This window comes from Streptococcus mitis NCTC 12261, assembly GCF_000148585.2.
GTDB lineage: Bacteria > Bacillota > Bacilli > Lactobacillales > Streptococcaceae > Streptococcus > Streptococcus mitis.
Window position 1 is genome coordinate 655,323 of sequence record NZ_CP028414.1, and the last position, 16,498, is coordinate 671,820.

A 16,498-nucleotide genomic window follows, 5' to 3' on the forward strand; every position below is an offset into this window, starting at 1 on the left:
ACTTTCTTCATTTCTAGAAAACGAATAGAAGGGATTTATGAAACACTTACTATCTTACTTTAAACCCTATATCAAAGAATCAATTTTGGCTCCCTTGTTCAAGCTGCTAGAAGCTGTTTTTGAACTCTTGGTTCCCATGGTGATTGCTGGGATTGTTGACCAATCCTTGCCCCAAAGAAATCAAGGTCATCTATGGATGCAGATTGGCCTGCTCCTTAGCTTTGCAGTAATTGGTGTTGTAGTGGCCTTAATAGCCCAGTTTTACTCAGCTAATGCAGCGGTAGGTTTTGCCAAGGAATTGACAAACGATCTTTATCGTCATATTTTGTCTTTACCTAAGGACAGCAGAGACCGTTTGACAACTTCTAGCTTGATCACTCGCTTGACTTCGGACACTTACCAGATTCAGACTGGTATCAATCAATTCCTGCGTCTCTTTTTGCGAGCGCCTATTATCGTTTTTGGTGCCATTTTTATGGCTTATCGCATCTCAGCTGAGCTGACTTTCTGGTTCTTGGTCATGGTTGTCATTTTGACCATTGTTATTGTAGTGCTTTCTAAACTGGTTAATCCTCTCTACAGTAGTCTCAGAAAGAAAACAGATCAACTAGTTCAAGAAACGCGCCAGCAATTACAAGGGATGCGGGTTATTCGGGCTTTTGGACAAGAAAGACGAGAGTTACAGATTTTTCAGACCCTTAACCAAGTTTATGCCAGATTGCAAGAAAAAACAGGTTTCTGGTCTAGCTTATTAACACCTCTGACCTATCTGATTGTAAATGGAACTCTCCTTATTATTATCTGGAAGGGATATGTTTCTATTCAAGGAGGATTGCTCAGTCAAGGTACTCTCATTGCCCTTATCAACTATCTCTTACAGATTTTGGTGGAATTGGTCAAGCTAGCCATGCTGATAAATTCTCTCAACCAGTCCTATATCTCAGCTAAGCGAATTGAGGAAGTCTTTGCCGAAGCTCCAGAAGACCTCCATTCAGAATTAGAACAAAAGCAAGCTACAAGTGATCAGGTTTTACAAGTTCAAGACCTGACCTTTACCTATCCTGATGCGGCCCAGCCTTCTCTGAGAGACATTTCCTTTGATATGAAGCAAGGGCAAATCCTTGGTATCATTGGGGGAACGGGTTCTGGTAAATCAAGTTTGGTGCAACTCATCCTTGGACTTTATCCAGCAGACAAGGGGAGCATTGACCTTTATCGAGATGGAGGTAGTCCTCTTAATTTGAAGCAGTGGCGGTCTTGGATTGCCTATGTGCCCCAAAAAGTCGAACTCTTTAAAGGAACCATTCGTTCCAACTTGACTATAGGTTTAGATCAAGAACTATCTGACCAAGAACTCTGGCAGGCCTTGGAAATTGCGCAAGCAAAGGATTTTGTCAGTGAAAAGGAAGGACTCTTGGATGCCCTAGTTGAGGAAGGAGGGCGAAATTTCTCGGGCGGTCAAAAACAAAGGCTGTCTATCGCACGAGCAGTCTTGCGCCAAGCTTCATTTCTCATCCTAGATGATGCGACCTCAGCTCTCGACACCATTACCGAGTCCAAACTCTTGAAAGCTATTCGAGAGAACTTACCAAACACGAGCTTAATTTTGATTTCTCAACGGACTTCGACGCTTCAGATGGCAGACCAGATTCTCCTCTTGGAAAAAGGTGAGCTCCTAGCTATCGGCAATCACGAGGACTTGATGAAATCCAGTCAAGTTTATCGCGAAATCAATGCATCCCAACATGGTAAGGAGGACTAGTATGAGACGACAAACTGCAAACCAGACGCTCAAACGTTTGGCAAAAGATTTAGCAAGCCATCCCTTCCTCCTTTTCCTAGCCTTTCTAGGAACTATTGCTCAGGTTGGTTTGTCGATTTACCTACCAATCTTAATCGGACAGGTCATCGACCAAGTCCTAGTGACTGGCTCTTCACCAGTTTTTTGGCAGATTTTCCTACAGATGATTTTGGTAGTCATAGGAAATACACTGGTACAATGGATAAATCCTCTTATTTATAATCGCCTAATCTTCTCTTATACCAGAGACTTGCGAGAGCGAATCATACATAAGCTTCATCGGTTACCGATTGCTTTTGTGGATCGTCAAGGAAGTGGAGAGATGGTCAGTCGTGTGACCACAGACATCGAGCAGTTGGCAGCTGGTTTGACCATGATATTTAACCAATTTTTTATTGGTGTCTTGATGATTTTAGTCAGCATTCTAGCCATGATTCAAATTCATCTCCTCATGACTCTTTTGGTCTTGCTGTTGACGCCACTGTCTATGGTAATTTCACGCTTTATTGCCAAGAGATCCTATCATCTCTTCCAGAAGCAAACAGAGACGAGGGGGATTCAGACACAATTAATTGAAGAATCGTTGAGCCAGCAGACCATTATCCAGTCCTTTAATGCTCAGGAAGAGTTTATCCAAAGGCTGCACGAGGCTAATGCCAATTATGCAGGTTATTCTCAGTCAGCTATCTTTTATTCTTCAACAGTTAATCCTTCGACTCGCTTTGTAAATGCGCTCATTTATGCGCTTCTAGCTGGAGTGGGAGCTTATCGTATAATGATAGGCTCTACCTTGACTATCGGGCGTTTAGTGACTTTTTTGAATTATGTCCAACAGTACACTAAGCCCTTTAACGATATTTCCTCAGTTCTAGCCGAATTGCAAAGTGCTCTTGCTTGCGCAGAGCGTGTCTATGCTGTCTTAGATAGCACTGAGCTGGCTGAAACTGGTAAGGAAGTCTTGACCAGTGACCAAGTTAAAGGAGCTATTTCCTTTAAACATGTCTCTTTTGGTTACCATCCTGAAAAGATTTTGATTAAGGATTTATCTATTGATATTCCAGCTGGTAGCAAGGTGGCTATTGTTGGTCCGACAGGTGCTGGAAAATCAACCCTTATCAATCTCCTCATGCGTTTTTATCCCATTAACTCGGGAGATATCTTGCTGGATGGGAAATCCATTTATGACTATAGTCGTGCCTCTTTACGTCAGCAGTTTGGCATGGTGCTCCAAGAAACCTGGCTCAAGCAAGGGACCATTCATGACAATATTGCCTTTGGAAATCCTGATGCCAGTCGGGAGCAAGTGATTGCTGCTGCCAAAGCAGCCAATGCAGACTTTTTCATCCAACAGTTGCCGCAGGGTTACGATACCAAGTTGGAAAATGCTGGAGAATCTCTCTCTGTCGGTCAGGCTCAGCTCTTGACCATAGCCCGAGTTTTTCTAGCTATTCCCAAGATTCTTATCTTAGACGAGGCGACGTCCTCCATTGATACGCGGACAGAAGTGCTGGTACAGGATGCCTTTGCCAAACTCATGAAGGGACGTACAAGCTTTATCATTGCCCACCGCTTGTCAACCATTCAGGATGCGGATATGATTCTAGTCTTAGTGGATGGCGACATTGTTGAGTATGGGAATCATCAGGATCTCATAGCTAGAAAGGGTAAGTATTACCAAATGCAGCAAGCTGCATCTTTTAGCTCTGAATAATCCTTTCTCTTTTGAAATTTTATGGACGAAAAAAGTTGCCTTCGGGTGACTTTTTTGTTACAATAGCTAGAAAAATTATTCACTGTAATACTCAATGAAAATCAAAGAGCAAACAAGGAAGCTAGCCATAGGTTGCTCAAAACACTGTTTTGAGGTTGTAGATAAGACTGACGAAGTCAGTAACATATATCTACGGCAAGGTGAATCTGCAGAGGTTTGAAGAGAGTATAAATTGTCTTTTAGAAAAGGAGCCTAGAATGAAAGTCTATCAGCATGTAAATATCGTGACTTGTAACCAAGATTTCCATGTCTATCTAGATGGAATCTTAGCCGTTAAGGATTCTCAAATCGTCTATGTAGGTCAAGAGAAGCAAAAGATTTTAGAACAAGCTGAGCAGATTATAGACTATCAGGGAGCTTGGATTATGCCTGGATTGGTCAATTGCCACACCCATTCTGCTATGACAGGCTTGAGAGGGATTCGAGATGATAGCAATCTCCATGAATGGCTCAATGATTATATTTGGCCTGCAGAAGCTGAGTTTACTCCAGACATGACTACCAAGGCGGTCAAAGAAGCGCTGACAGAAATGCTCCAGTCAGGAACAACAACCTTTAACGATATGTATAATCCCAATGGTGTGGATATTGAGCGGATTTATCAGGCAGTGAAATCTTCCAAGATACGTTGTTATTTTTCTCCTACCCTTTTTTCTTCTGAGGCGGAGACAACTGCTGAGACCATTGCTAGAACACGAGCTATCATTGAGGAAATTTTAGGATATAAAAATCCAAATTTCAAGGTTATGGTAGCCCCACACTCTCCCTACAGTTGCAGTAGAGACTTGCTGGAAGAAAGCTTAGATATGGCAAAAGAGTTGAATATTCCTATCCATATTCATGTTGCGGAGACTAAGGAGGAATCTGGCATTATCCTGAAACGATACGGCAAACGTCCCCTCGCCTTTCTAGAAGAACTGGGTTACTTAGACTATCCGTCTGTCTTTGCTCACGGGGTAGAATTAAACGAGCGAGAAATTGAGCGCTTGGCATCCTCTCAAGTGGCTATTGCCCACAATCCTATCAGTAACCTCAAACTGGCATCAGGAATTGCTCCAATTATCCAGCTCCAAAAAGCGGGAGTGGCTGTGGGAATTGCGACAGATTCAGTTGCTTCCAACAACAACCTTGATATGTTTGAGGAAGGACGAACAGCAGCTCTCTTACAGAAAATGAAAAGTGGGGATGCCAGCCAGTTTCCAATCGAAACAGCCCTCAAAGCTCTAACGATAGAAGGTGCTAAGGTTCTTGGAATGGACGAACAGATAGGAAGTCTGGAAGTTGGCAAGCAAGCAGATTTTCTGGTCATCCAACCACAAGGGAAAATCCATCTCCAACCTCAGGCAAATATGCTCTCTCATCTTGTCTATGCAGTCAAATCCAGTGATGTTGATGATGTTTATATTGCTGGAGAACCAGTAGTTAAGCAAGGTCAAGTCCTGACAGTAGAACTTTAAAAGAAAAATCACGAAAAAATTTTAAAAAAAGTTTGCAAAAATCTTGCATTCTTTTTTTGACTATGCTATACTTATATACGGTTTGAAAAAACTGCCTAAGACAGTAGGGGAGCTCGACTCATAAGTATCCTACCGAGGACAAAACGTATCATGTAAAAAGAAGCGTATTGTACTTTCGTGTCTAGGTTTGGGCGCGTTTTTCTTTTGGAAAAATTTCCCAAGCAAAATAATTACGGAGGTGAACACACTAATGAGTGAAGCAATTATTGCTAAGAAAGCGGAACTAGTTGACGTAGTAGCTGAGAAAATGAAAGCTGCTGCATCTATCGTCGTTGTAGACGCTCGTGGTTTGACAGTTGAGCAAGATACAGTTCTTCGTCGTGAGCTTCGTGGAAACGAAGTTGAGTATAAAGTCATTAAAAACTCAATCTTGCGTCGTGCAGCTGAAAAAGCTGGTCTTGAAGATCTTGCATCAGTATTTGTTGGACCATCTGCAGTAGCATTTTCTAACGAAGATGTTATCGCACCAGCGAAAATCTTGAACGACTTTTCTAAAAACGCTGAAGCACTTGAAATCAAAGGTGGTGCAATCGAAGGCGCTGTCGCATCTAAAGAAGAGATTCTTGCTCTTGCAACTCTTCCAAACCGCGAAGGACTTCTTTCTATGCTCCTTTCTGTACTTCAAGCGCCAGTGCGCAACGTTGCTCTTGCAGTCAAAGCGGTTGCAGACAACAAAGAAGACGCAGCTTAATCTTAAGCTACGCAGCGTAGCTTAGCTACGAAAATCTATTATAAATTTAAAACATATTTGGAGGAAATAACAATGGCATTGAACATTGAAAACATTATTGCTGAAATTAAAGAAGCTTCAATCCTTGAATTGAACGACCTTGTAAAAGCTATCGAAGAAGAATTTGGTGTAACTGCAGCCGCTCCTGTAGCTGTTGCTGCAGCTGGTGCTGCTGACGCTGGTGCTGCTAAAGATTCATTCGACGTTGAATTGACATCTGCAGGTGACAAAAAAGTTGGCGTTATTAAAGTTGTACGTGAAATCACAGGTCTTGGTCTTAAAGAAGCTAAAGAACTTGTTGACGGTGCACCAGCACTTGTTAAAGAAGGCGTTGCAACTGCAGAAGCTGAAGAAATCAAAGCTAAATTGGAAGAAGCTGGAGCTTCAGTTACTCTTAAATAAGAGGCATATACCAATTAGAATTCGGAATACTATAGTATCAGCCTTTTAGAATCGTGAACACATTTTAGAAACTGATAAATAAATTTAGTTTCCTACCAAAAACCCTACCAAAAATTAATTTGGCAGGGTTTTTCTTTTTAATAAAATTATTTTGGAGAACAGTTGAATATTGTTCTCCTTTAACATAGTTCAGAATTATTTTGTGCACTATTAAAAGCCTCCAATTATAAATTGGATGAGCGTATTGCTCAGACTGTTACAGAAGTCTATGCTCGTAATCTAGATTATTCTGATCCTGAACGGATGCATGTTGGTGTAACTTCTGTTGCTAACAATTTGCTTACAAAAATTAAACAAGAGTATTTTAATGTATAGTATTTTGAAAAGCCACCGAAAAAGGAATTACTCTTTAAGGTGGCTTTTATAGAAGTAAAGTTTAGGCTAGAAAAACAAGAAATAACGCACCATTTTTGGTGCGTTTTGCTTTTTTATGCTATAATGGATTTATAAAAATAAAGGAGTTTGCCATGATTGGAAAGAACATAAAATCCTTACGTAAAACACATGACTTAACACAACCCGAATTTGCCCAAATTATAGGAATTTCTCGCAATAGCTTGAGTCGTTATGAAAATGGAACTAGTCCAGTCTCTACGGAACTAATAGATATCATTTGTCAGAAGTTTAATGTATCTTATGTCGATATTGTAGGAGAAGATAAAATGCTCAATCCTGTTGAAGATTATGAATTGACTTTAAAAATTGAAATTGTGAAAGAAAGAGGAGCTAATCTATTATCACGACTCTATCGTTATCAAGATAGTCAGGGAATTAGCATTGATGATGAATCTAATCCTTGGATTTTAATGAGTGATGATCTTTCTGATTTGATTCATACGAATATCTATCTAGTTGAAACTTTTGATGAAATAGAGAGATATAGCGGCTATTTGGATGGAATTGAACGTATGTTAGAGATATCTGAAAAACGGATGGTAGCCTAGTGGAAATCCAAGATTATACTGATAGTGAATTCAAACATGCTTTAGAGCGGAATCTTCGTTCTCTGACAAGAGGAAAAAAGTCCAGTAAGCAACCTATAGCGATTTTACTTGGAGGACAAAGTGGTGCTGGTAAGACTACAATTCATCGTATTAAACAGAAAGAATTTCAAGGAAATATTGTTATCATAGATGGCGATAGTTTTCGCTCTCAACATCCACACTATTTAGAACTGCAGCAAGAATATGGCAAAGACAGTGTAGAATACACCAAAGATTTTGCAGGAAAAATGGTAGAGTCTTTAGTAAGAGAATTGAGTCATTTGGGATACAATCTTTTGATAGAGGGAACTTTACGAACGATTGATGTTCCAAAGAAAACAGCAAAACTCTTGAAAAATAAGGGGTATGAGGTACAATTAGCCTTAATTGCGACAAAGCCTAAGCTGTCCTATCTGAGTACTCTTATCCGATACGAAGAACTGTACGCTATCAATCCAAATCAAGCACGCGCAACTCCAAAAGAACATCATGATTTCATTGTAAATCATCTAGTTGATAATACACGGCAATCGGAAGAACTAGCTATCTTTGAAAGAATTCAAATTTATCAACGAGATAGAAGTTGTGTATATGATTCAGGAGAAGATAAAACTTCAGCAGCAACCGTCCTTCATGATTTACTATTTGGAGAATGGAATCAAGTTGAGAAAGAGATGCTTAAATCTGGAGAAGAAAGATTGAAAGATTTAACGAATCGAAATGATTGTTAGATCTCAAATTATAAAATAAACTATACTTATAATTTTTGTTAGTTGTTTGAGCTGGGCGAAAAGTTTTTAAAATCAAAAAAAACGCATAGTATCAGGTGTTGAAATGTACTGACCCCAAAAAGTTAGACAAATAATTATTGAAAGGATTTAGTTCTGTATTGCACAGGACTGAGTCCTTTTAGTTTAACCTTAATTCGTTTGTTGTTGTAGTAATCAATATAGTCTACAATGGCTTGTTCCAATTGCTTAAGCGACTGAAATGACTTCTCATAACCATAAAACATCTCCGATTTCAGAATGCCAAAGAAGGACTCCATCATACCGTTGTCTGGGCTGTTACCCTTGCGCGACATAGATGCTTGAATTCCCTTACTCTCTAGGAACCGATGATAAGAGTCGTGTTGGTATTGCCAACCTTGGTCACTATGGAGAATCGTATCCTCGTAGTGTTTCTCTGTGAAGGCCTGTTCCAACATCGTTTTTACTTGTTCTAAGTTAGGTGAAGTTGAAAGATTATAGGCGATAATTTCGCTATTAAAACCATCTAAAACTGGTGATAAGTAAAGCTTTTGAGTACTTGCTGGAATGGCAAATTCTGTCACATCTGTGTAGCACTTTTCCATTGTTTTAGAGCCTTTAAATTGACGTTGAATGAGATTCTCTGCCTTCTTACCAACATCTCCTTTATGAGAAGAATATTTTCGTTTCTGTCGCACTTTAGCTTGTAAATTGAGTACTTTCATCAAGCGTTGAACTCTTTTCTGATTTACCAGATAACCACGATTTCTTAGTTCTAAATGAATCCGACGATAACCATAATTTCCCTTGTGTTCGATAAAAATGGATTGAATTTCAGCTTTAAGCTCTTGGTCCTTATCTGGTTTGTCTAGTTGTTTCAAGTGATAGTAGTAGGTCGAACGAGCTAGTTTAATGGCTTTTAGAAGAATATCTAACGAAAACTCAGTCATTAATTCTTGAACAATTTCTGTCTTTCTTCTTTCTCTTTTTTCTCCTTCAATCGGAGTTCTCTCAACTTTTTTAGGATGGCATTCTCCGCTCTCAGGTACTCATTTTCTGCTTGAAGACGTTCTAATTCTGTCCTCTCTTCAGGTCTCTTTTTTGGCTTACGTCCCATTTTAGGTACTCTCCCTCTTGTTTTCTCAACAATAGTATACCCATTTTTCTTGTATTGTGCTAGCCAATTAAGAAGTATCGTACGACTTGGGAGGCCGTATTCAAGAGAAACTCTATCTTTAGTCCAGCCTTCATGTAAGACTTTATGAATCATTTCTTGTTTTAAATCAGGAGAATAGTAACGATTTTTTCCTTTTTTGACGAACTCTATTCCGTAACGATCAATCAATTTAATCATATACCTAAGATTAGAATTATTTATCCCAAATTTATTTGAAAGCTTCTCTAAGCTATAGCCTTGTTTTCTAAGTTCATAGATCTGAACTTTATCATCATAAGTTAATTTCATAATAAAAATACCCCAAAAGTTAGATTTTCTCTGTCTAACTTTTGGGGTGCAGTTCAAAAAAGCTTGATATTATGCGTTTTCTTGTGGGAAGATTTACTCCATTTTCTTCAGGAATTAAGATTTTGCCCAGCCTCAAAAGTTCTAATCAATTTTAATAACTCAGAAAAAGAAGACTGACAAAATTTAACTTAACAGACGAAACTATAAAAGTTGGCGACTTGAAATTGGATAAATCACAATTTGACATTCCAAAGAAAGTGACCATCCTTTCTTCGCGAGTTGCACCAGTCTATAAAAATGTCAATGGCGAAAGCATTGCGACAGATGAAGTAGCTAAAATTACTTGCTCTGTACAAGATACAGACAAAATCCAAGCCTTGAAAGACCTGGGCTATTCCCTTGATGACCTCAAGGGTATTCGCTTGGAGATTGTAGACAATCTTGACAAGTTGGCTAAATCCGTTGAAAAGGATGAGCTGAACTCACTTGTAGTAGAACTTGTCAATCCAGAAGTCCACCTTAGTTGGCGAGCTAATAATAATGGTGGTGGAAATTGGGGAGGCTTAAAACTAGTGGCAACTGATATTAAATTTATTGGAGCCTAGACATGGATAACTCAGTGATGTTAGACTACTTAGCCGTAACGATTAAATGCTTAGCTCCAGATGATGTCATTGAGAAAATCCTCATTCTTCCTAAAGATAAGTTTGTTCTCAATGAATGGGGGATAAACAAGTACCAAAGGCATTATGCCTTCTCAGAGATAAAGGTTAACTTCAATAAAGACTGGGAATCAAAAATGGGAGTTTTTATCGAACTGAGAGGGCAGGGGTGCCGTCAGTATGAAGAATACATGGAAAGCAATGTCAATAACTGGGTAACCCTGATGAAACGCATTTCTGAATGCCATAGTAACTTTACAAGACTAGATATCGCCAATGATATTTTTGATGATAGCCTATCCGTCCCGCTTATTTATAGTTATTGTAAAAAGCAAAAAGACACCATGAGAGGAGCTGTAGAAAGGCTGGAAAAGTTGATTAATAATAAGAACTAAGTGTTGAAAGGAGGATACTGCCTCCTTCTCTATTTGACATAGATATTTTTTTAGGATATAATTTAATCCGAAATCAGACTAAAAGAGATGTAAGGAATTATTTTGGAAACAGATTTTATAAAGCAATTATCAGTACAAGAGAAAGAATTCTCATCTCTTTATCGTGTCATGGCTAAGAATTTTGGGCTATCTGAGAGTAGCGTGTGGGTCTGTTATTTTTTATTAGTAAATAGTGGTGATATCACTCAGCAGGACTTGGTTGAACAGATGATGTTCCCAAAACAAACCATTCACTCTTCGGTAAAAAAGTTGAGTGCTGACCAATATGTAAGGGTGACGCCACTACCAAGTTCTCGTAAGAGTAAGAAATTGTCCTTGACTGAAAAAGGCAAAACTTATATAGAGATGACCGTTGCTAAAATAGTGGAAGCAGAAAAAGAAGCAATAAGGGGCATGGGGCAAGAGGATATGCAAAAATATGTTGAACTTCAAGGAAAATATCTAACTCTTGTGAAGAATGAATTTACTAAAGCTGAGCTGTTAACTTTAACTGACAATATGGAGAATAATTGATGGAAATAGATAGTATTGAAATTTTTGGTGCTAAAGAGCACAATCTAAAAGACTTTGATGTGACGATTCCTAAGAATAAGCTAGTGGTTTTTGCAGGTGTTTCAGGTTCGGGGAAGTCTTCCCTTGTCTTTGATACGCTAGCAAGAGAAAGTAGTAGACAGTGGCAGGATAGTTATCCTCTCTTTTTACGGAACAAGCTACCTCACTATGAGCGTCCTCACGTAGACGAAATTAAAAATTTACCCCCATCTATCGTTGTCAATCAGAAAGCTTTAAGGACTAATACTCGTTCAACAGTCGGGACGGCTATGGACATTGCTCCGCTTATTCGTCTGCTGTTTTCACGGGTTGGTCAACCGAGTGCGGGTGGCTCAATGGCTTATTCTTTCAATCATCCTGCAGGGATGTGTCCTATTTGTACTGGGATTGGGAAGGTTTATCAGTTAATTGAGGATAAGATTTTTGATACCACAAAATCATTGAATGAAGGTGCTATTAATTTTAGTCAATTTTCGAGTGGCTGGCAGGCTTATCTTTACAAAAATAATCCTTTACTTGATGCAGATAAAAAGTTAGCTGATTTTTCTGAGGAAGAATGGCAGATTTTGCGAGAAGGAAGCGATGAAATAGTCAAGGTTGAATTTCGTTCTAATAATACGGGGAGTGTGGACCGTGTTGACTATGAAGGTGTAATTCCGCGTTTCTACCGCCTCTATCTGAAAAGGGATATTTCTAAGCTGAAAAAATCATTGCAAGAAGAAGTGCTATCTCTTGTCATTCAGGTACCTTGTGCCAGTTGTGAAGGCTCAGGACTAAACCCCAAGGCCTTAGCTTCTAAGATAAACGGGCATAATATTGTTGACTATATGAACTTATCAGTCAGTGAACTCTTGCCTTTACTTGAAGAAGTTGATAGTCCTTTAGGTCAATCATTAGTTGCACAAATCAAGTATGCTATTAAGCGTATGGAGACAGTTGGGATTGGTTATTTATCTTTGTCTCGGAAGACAGAAACCTTATCAGGTGGTGAGATACAACGGGTCAAGTTGGTGCGACACATTGGTTCCAGCCTAAGTAATGTCAACTACGTTTTTGATGAACCGACTGCAGGTCTGCACCCTCATGATGCCGAGAAAATCGGTCAGCTCTTGTTGGATTTAAGAGATAAGCACAACAATATTTTGGTTGTGGAACATAGCCGACAAATGTTAGCTTTAGCGGATGAAGTCATTGAATTGGGACCATTGGCTGGTCGGGAAGGCGGTAGGCTAATTTTTCAAGGAAGTCTTGTAGAGTTGCAAAAAGCTGACACCTTCACAACCCGTGTCCTAAAACAACCACTTAGACTGAATCAAGACCCACTAGCTTGGACAGAATATTTTGCCATCAAAGATGCTACTGCAAATAATCTTAAACAGGTTAATACAAAAATCCCTAAGGGAATCTTGACCGCAGTAACGGGTGTCGCGGGTTCAGGGAAGAGCTCTCTGATTGGTGTCGAATTTATCGAAAATTACCCAGATGCCATTATCATCGATCAAAAACCTATTGGTACCTCCATTCGTTCCACACCAGCAACTTACTTAGGAATAATGGATGAAATTCGAAAATTATTTGCCAAAGCCAACAATGTAACCTCTAGTTGGTTTAGCTATAATTCAAAAGGTGCTTGTCCAATTTGCAAGGGAACTGGAAAAATCGTTTATGACATGGCTTTTGCGGATTCAGTTGAGGTCGTTTGTGAGGAGTGCGGGGGTCACCGTTATAATCCTAAAGCGCTCAGCTATCGTTATCAGAATTTCACAATTGAAGAGATTTTGAATCTAACTGTCGAAGAAGCATTAACAGTTTTTTCTTCGAACGATAAGATTTGTCAATCTCTGTCAGTCATGAAGGAAGTTGGCTTAGATTATCTGACTTTAGGTCAGCCCACAAGTACCTTGTCAGGTGGAGAAGTGCAACGAGTTAAGTTAGCTAGTAAGTTACAAGAGTCAGGACAAATCTTTGTTCTCGACGAACCAAGCACAGGTCTGCATGGTAAGGATGTTGAACAACTGCTTAGTTTACTAAGACGCCTCGTCAATCAAGGGAATACGGTTGTGATAATTGAACATCGCTTAGAACTTATTGCTCAAGCTGATTGGATAATTGATTTAGGACCCGAGGGCGGAAAGAATGGGGGTTATATTTTATTCGAAGGCAAACCAAGAGATATTATCAGTTGTGAAGAGTCTCAAACGGGGAAATATTTGAAAGAAATTTTAAATTTCAGTTAAAATACGTCAATTGCTTCTAATCAGACAAAACCACATTAAAAAAACAAAAAAGCCTAGAAACGTTGATTTCATAGGCTTTTGGTATATTGTCTTACTTAACTTCTGATAAGTAGAAGATTTATATTTGTAGTTAATCTTATGTCCTTGTAAAATTTTTGTATTTTTGAATGTTTTTTTAAGAAATAATATTTTAAATACAGAGATAAAATATAGCCAAATAAAGAGTAGTGTAAAATTTGAATTGCCTTCATAGCTTTCCTTTCATTAGAAATTAGTTTATCAAATGAAGAAAGATTAATATTATTGAGATACTAAAAAGTATCTATTTTATCATGAAATGTCTAAATTAAGAAAATTTTTACCATTTGAGATAGTATAGAAACCATTTGAGATTTTTATAATTTAATTTCCATCATTCTGATAAGATTAAACTGATAGAAGGAGGCTAAATATGAAAGACTACATTTTATATCAAGATAGAGCTATCGTAAAGGTATCACTCTCTAAAATTTATTATGTTACAACTCACCCTACAAAAGCTCATGCTGTTCTTTTTGTAACAGCAGAAGGGAATTTTGAAGCTTCAACCTCACTAGCTAAAATCGAAGAGGAAAGTACAGAAGAACTTATTAGATGCCATAGAAAGTTTCTTGTGAATAAAGATAAAATAGCAGGATTTAATCATGAGACAAGAACGATTATGTTTATGGATGATAGAGTATCAGACATCGCTTGTTCTAGAAGACACTTTACAATATTAAAAAATCAGTGGAAAAATATATAGGAGTGAAGTAGTGAATATTTTTATACTAGAAGATAATTTTTTACAACAGACTAGAATTGAAAATGTTGTCAAAAAAATTTTGGTGGATAATAAGATTGAGTATAGGCATTTTGAGGTTTATGGAAAACCTCAACAGCTTTTAGAGGACATTTCAGAGAGAGGAAATCATCAATTATTTTTACTTGATATTGAAATAAAAGATGATGACAAAAGAGGATTAGACGTTGCTAGAGAAATTAGAAAACTTGATTCTCAAGCAGTGATTGCTTTTGTAACATCTCATTCTGAGTTTATGCCTGTATCTTTTGAATATTTAGTATCAGCTATTGATTTCATTGATAAAGAATTACCTGAACCATTATTTATCAAACGAATTGAAAATGTTATTTTAAGTGTTAGCGATAATCAAGGAATAACAGTATCTGAGGACTCTTTTATATTTACAGGATCCAAAGCTCAAATTCAAGTCCCTTTTAAAGATTTATTGTATATTGAAACATCAACAATTGCTCATAAGTTGACTCTCTATTCAAAACGAGACATAGTTGAATTTTATGGACAATTGTCAGATATTCTTAAACAGGAACCACGTTTATTTCAATGTCATAGATCATTTATCGTAAATCCTTATAATATATCTTTAATTGATAAAGAAAATCGGTTAGTTCATTTTCAGAACGGGTCCTCTTGTATTGTCTCTAGATTAAAAATTCGTCCACTTATGAAAGTTATCGAAAGACTTCATGACTAAGGAGATTTAGATGATATTTTTTCTAAATATTATAGGTGTTTTTTTATTGTATAATCTTATTCTTCATTATCAATCATCAAACACTCCGCCTGTAAGCTGGTACGTGAGGTAAATGTGCTCCAAGGTTTTGACAATTAGCGTCACATGAAGTTATTTAAGCATCTCCTTTTCTCTCATTACCATTTTATGTTATAATAAATTGTACTTCTAAAATAGAAAGGTCTTAAGATGACAACTCTTATTAAACATAAACGTGTAGAATTTTCAGAACTTTTTTATGACTTAGTTTTTGTTTTTGCAATTTCAAAAGTAACTACTTTAATTGACCATCTTCATAACGGTATTTTGACTTGGAATTCTTTCCTTGATTTTTTCATTGCTACTTTGTTTCTCATCGATTCCTGGATGATTCAAACCGATTATACCAATCGCTATGGAAAGAACTCTTTATTTAACATAGTAATCATGTTTATCAAAATGGGAATTTTACTCTTTATAGCCAATATGATTGGACCTGATTGGCAACAATATTTTCATTATCTCTGTTGGGCTATTGGTACATTAACCCTTACCTTATTTTTTCAATATTTGGTTGAATTTTTTAGAAAATCAACCGATGATGCTAATCGGGAAAGTATCAAAGGTTTTCTATGGATAACAGGTCTAGGAAGTTTAGGATTCTATCTAGCAGCTCTTCTTCCTATTTACCTTAGAGTCTATATCTTATTTGCTAGTATTCTGCTAACATTTATTATGCCAAGTATCTTGCTTAATAAAGATAAGCATTACCAGGTAAATCTCCCCCATTTAATCGAGCGTATCTCCCTTCTTGTCATTATTATGTTTGGAGAGATGATTACGGAGCTAGCTAACTTCTTTACAATCGAGAATTTCTCGATTTATTCGGTTCTTTATTTCATTATTATGATTTCTCTGTTCTTGTTTTATTTTGGTCAATTCGACCATGCTATTGATGAAAAATCTAATCAAAAGGGACTATTTCTAATTTACAGTCACTATCCTATTTTCATTGGACTTCTTATGATGACCGTTTCGATGAGTTTTCTTCAGAATCCTGAAGCTAATCGTCTCTTTGCAACCAGCTTCTCTTATATCGGATTTGGCCTCTTTCAAGCTGCTGTCCTAGTAAATGGGCCCTATAACAAACACTATCTTCGCTATTCGAAAAGTTACTACTGTGTCCAAGCGACACTCTATCTGGCTGCCTTGATTCTCTCTTTAATCTTTGCTTCTAATCCTATAATAGTAGTGAGTATAACAACCATTTTAGCTCTAGCTATAGCCATTCATTTTATTTATTTTTATATGACACAGAATAAAAAATATTCCAAATCTAACTGGGGATTATTTTAATGAGTTTATAACATTAAAAAGCTTTGGGAACCAAGGCTTTTTTTTTCATTAATTTGTTTTTCCATTTTATCCTCCGATTTGAACTCGCACTGACATTTATTTATAACAAAACTATATATCTAGAATAGCATAAACATTAGGTATTATAGGTTTTCAAACCAAATACGAGTCATTCGTTTTTGCCCTACTTTTGCCACGTTTTTAA

The 16,498-nt window shown here is 37.5% G+C and carries 14 protein-coding genes, 1 pseudogene and 1 other annotated feature; of the genes and pseudogenes, 14 read left to right on the plus strand and 1 reads right to left on the minus strand.

The genetic code is table 11. The features are described 5' to 3' along the window. The first annotated feature begins 37 nt into the window (after window positions 1–37). The 7 genes from SM12261_RS03540 to pezT all read left to right on the plus strand — a co-directional run bounded on the left by SM12261_RS03540 (window position 38) and on the right by pezT (window position 7,995). On the plus strand, window positions 38–1,762 hold the full coding sequence (locus tag SM12261_RS03540) for an ABC transporter ATP-binding protein (protein ID WP_000681728.1): 1,725 nt from the start codon (window positions 38–40) through the stop codon (window positions 1,760–1,762). 1 nt (window position 1,763) lies between these two features. After that, window positions 1,764–3,512 carry an ABC transporter ATP-binding protein gene (locus tag SM12261_RS03545; RefSeq protein ID WP_001254284.1) on the plus strand — a complete coding sequence of 583 codons (1,749 nt, stop codon included), beginning with the start codon at window positions 1,764–1,766 and terminating at the stop codon, window positions 3,510–3,512. Between the two features lie 257 nt (window positions 3,513–3,769). Further along, window positions 3,770–5,029: a TRZ/ATZ family protein gene (locus SM12261_RS03550; RefSeq protein ID WP_000870440.1), complete on the plus strand. Its 1,260-nt coding sequence runs from the start codon at window positions 3,770–3,772 to the stop codon at window positions 5,027–5,029. A 76-nt stretch (window positions 5,030–5,105) separates the two neighbouring features. Beyond that, window positions 5,106–5,241, plus strand: a sequence feature (ribosomal protein L10 leader region). Between the two features lie 38 nt (window positions 5,242–5,279). Further along, complete coding sequence (rplJ, locus tag SM12261_RS03560) at window positions 5,280–5,780, plus strand: 50S ribosomal protein L10 (protein ID WP_001287267.1); 501 nt, start codon at window positions 5,280–5,282, stop codon at window positions 5,778–5,780. A 72-nt stretch (window positions 5,781–5,852) separates the two neighbouring features. After that, window positions 5,853–6,221 carry a 50S ribosomal protein L7/L12 gene (gene rplL, locus SM12261_RS03565; protein ID WP_001196965.1) on the plus strand — a complete coding sequence of 123 codons (369 nt, stop codon included), beginning with the start codon at window positions 5,853–5,855 and terminating at the stop codon, window positions 6,219–6,221. A 527-nt stretch (window positions 6,222–6,748) separates the two neighbouring features. Then, window positions 6,749–7,225 (plus strand): type II toxin-antitoxin system antitoxin PezA, encoded by a 477-nt coding sequence (gene pezA, locus SM12261_RS03570; RefSeq protein ID WP_000579609.1) that lies wholly within the window; start codon window positions 6,749–6,751, stop codon window positions 7,223–7,225. Continuing rightward, window positions 7,225–7,995 carry a type II toxin-antitoxin system toxin PezT gene (pezT, locus tag SM12261_RS03575; protein WP_000405376.1) on the plus strand — a complete coding sequence of 257 codons (771 nt, stop codon included), beginning with the start codon at window positions 7,225–7,227 and terminating at the stop codon, window positions 7,993–7,995. The genes pezA and pezT overlap by 1 nt, the downstream gene beginning before the upstream one ends. A gap of 134 nt (window positions 7,996–8,129) precedes the next feature. On the opposite strand, the gene SM12261_RS03580 is transcribed toward pezT, so the two are convergent. Next, window positions 8,130–9,478 (minus strand): IS3 family transposase gene (locus SM12261_RS03580; protein WP_115262387.1). Its coding sequence is split into 2 segments (ribosomal slippage): window positions 8,130–9,037 and window positions 9,037–9,478, totalling 1,350 coding nucleotides; the frame shifts between segments, so codons are not numbered across the junction. A gap of 173 nt (window positions 9,479–9,651) precedes the next feature. Between SM12261_RS03580 and SM12261_RS03585 the strand changes: the two genes are divergently transcribed. The 7 genes and pseudogenes from SM12261_RS03585 (at window position 9,652) to SM12261_RS03615 (ending at window position 16,293) form a co-directional block, all read left to right on the plus strand. Beyond that, complete coding sequence (locus SM12261_RS03585; protein WP_025169729.1) at window positions 9,652–10,083, plus strand: hypothetical protein; 432 nt, start codon at window positions 9,652–9,654, stop codon at window positions 10,081–10,083. Window positions 10,084–10,085: 2 nt separating this feature from the next. Next, window positions 10,086–10,475: pseudogene (locus SM12261_RS03590) on the plus strand (replication initiation factor domain-containing protein); the annotation flags it as partial. Between the two features lie 162 nt (window positions 10,476–10,637). Beyond that, a complete protein-coding gene (locus tag SM12261_RS03595; protein ID WP_000447038.1) occupies window positions 10,638–11,108 on the plus strand; it encodes a MarR family transcriptional regulator in 471 nt (156 codons plus the stop codon). Further along, complete coding sequence (locus SM12261_RS03600) at window positions 11,108–13,384, plus strand: ATP-binding cassette domain-containing protein (protein WP_000401876.1); 2,277 nt, start codon at window positions 11,108–11,110, stop codon at window positions 13,382–13,384. Before SM12261_RS03595 ends, SM12261_RS03600 begins: the two co-directional genes overlap by 1 nt. A gap of 451 nt (window positions 13,385–13,835) precedes the next feature. Then, window positions 13,836–14,168, plus strand: a complete 333-nt coding sequence (locus SM12261_RS03605) for a LytTR family DNA-binding domain-containing protein (protein WP_000656278.1) — start codon at window positions 13,836–13,838, stop codon at window positions 14,166–14,168. 10 nt (window positions 14,169–14,178) lie between these two features. Further along, window positions 14,179–14,919 (plus strand): response regulator transcription factor, encoded by a 741-nt coding sequence (locus SM12261_RS03610; RefSeq protein ID WP_001019941.1) that lies wholly within the window; start codon window positions 14,179–14,181, stop codon window positions 14,917–14,919. A gap of 228 nt (window positions 14,920–15,147) precedes the next feature. Then, window positions 15,148–16,293, plus strand: coding sequence for a low temperature requirement protein A (locus tag SM12261_RS03615; RefSeq protein WP_000209246.1), 1,146 nt, complete (start codon window positions 15,148–15,150; stop codon window positions 16,291–16,293). Window positions 16,294–16,498: the final 205 nt, after the last annotated feature.

Bases quoted from the DNA above. Each gene is read 5' to 3' on its own strand.
- rplL (WP_001196965.1), top strand. From the start codon at position 5,853: ATGGCATTGAACATTGAAAACATTATTGCTGAAATTAAAGAAGCTTCA.
- pezA (WP_000579609.1), top strand. From the start codon at position 6,749: ATGATTGGAAAGAACATAAAATCCTTACGTAAAACACATGACTTAACA.
- SM12261_RS03600 (WP_000401876.1), top strand. From the start codon at position 11,108: ATGGAAATAGATAGTATTGAAATTTTTGGTGCTAAAGAGCACAATCTA.
- SM12261_RS03540 (WP_000681728.1), top strand. From the start codon at position 38: ATGAAACACTTACTATCTTACTTTAAACCCTATATCAAAGAATCAATT.
- SM12261_RS03545 (WP_001254284.1), top strand. From the start codon at position 1,764: ATGAGACGACAAACTGCAAACCAGACGCTCAAACGTTTGGCAAAAGAT.
- SM12261_RS03605 (WP_000656278.1), top strand. From the start codon at position 13,836: ATGAAAGACTACATTTTATATCAAGATAGAGCTATCGTAAAGGTATCA.
- SM12261_RS03550 (WP_000870440.1), top strand. From the start codon at position 3,770: ATGAAAGTCTATCAGCATGTAAATATCGTGACTTGTAACCAAGATTTC.
- SM12261_RS03615 (WP_000209246.1), top strand. From the start codon at position 15,148: ATGACAACTCTTATTAAACATAAACGTGTAGAATTTTCAGAACTTTTT.
- rplJ (WP_001287267.1), top strand. From the start codon at position 5,280: ATGAGTGAAGCAATTATTGCTAAGAAAGCGGAACTAGTTGACGTAGTA.